The sequence below is a fragment of the Burkholderia territorii genome, assembly GCF_902833055.1.
Lineage (GTDB): Bacteria > Pseudomonadota > Gammaproteobacteria > Burkholderiales > Burkholderiaceae > Burkholderia > Burkholderia territorii.
Map to the genome: position 1 here is coordinate 1 of NZ_CADFEJ010000082.1, position 573 is coordinate 573.

At 70.0% G+C, this 573-nt stretch carries 1 protein-coding gene; it reads right to left on the bottom strand.

Going from position 1 to position 573, the window contains the following annotated elements; translation table 11 throughout:
* The coding region (locus HW466_RS31105; protein ID WP_176316143.1) for a divalent metal cation transporter at positions 1-573 on the bottom strand (573 nt) is incomplete at both ends.

A 573-nucleotide genomic window follows, 5' to 3' on the forward strand; every position in this document is an offset into this window, starting at 1 on the left:
CGTCCCGTCATCGCCGATTGTTGATAGAAGACCATCGACGGGCTGAAGATCGCGCCGAGCAGCGCCACCGCCGCCCAGCCGAATCCGGGCCCGGCCGGATGCCAGTCGATCGCCTGCCGGGCCAGCGTGCCCAGCGCGGGATGGCTGCGCCAGGCCAGGTAGAAGAACGCCAGCTCGAGCGATCCGATTGCCAGGGCGATGCGCTCCACGCGCCGCCAGGATCGCGACAGCACCAGCAGCGTCATCAGGGCAGCGGCCATGGCCACGCTGATCCCTCGCGCCACGCCATGGATCTCGCCGATGCCGGCCACGGCCGTCAGCTCGGTGATCAGCGTGGCGGCGGTGACCAGTGCGAGCATGGCGGCTGCCAGGATCGCCCAGCCGCGCCCGAAGTGTTTGCCGATCAGCCCGCAAGGGCCATGGCCGGTCGTGATGCCGAGCCGCGCCGCGAGTTCCTGCACGACATGGAGCACCGGGATCGAGAGCAGCACCACGGGCAGCAGCCGGTAGCCCCATTGCATGCCGCATTGCGCGGCGACGACGATGTTGCCCGCGTCGGTATCGGCGATCGCG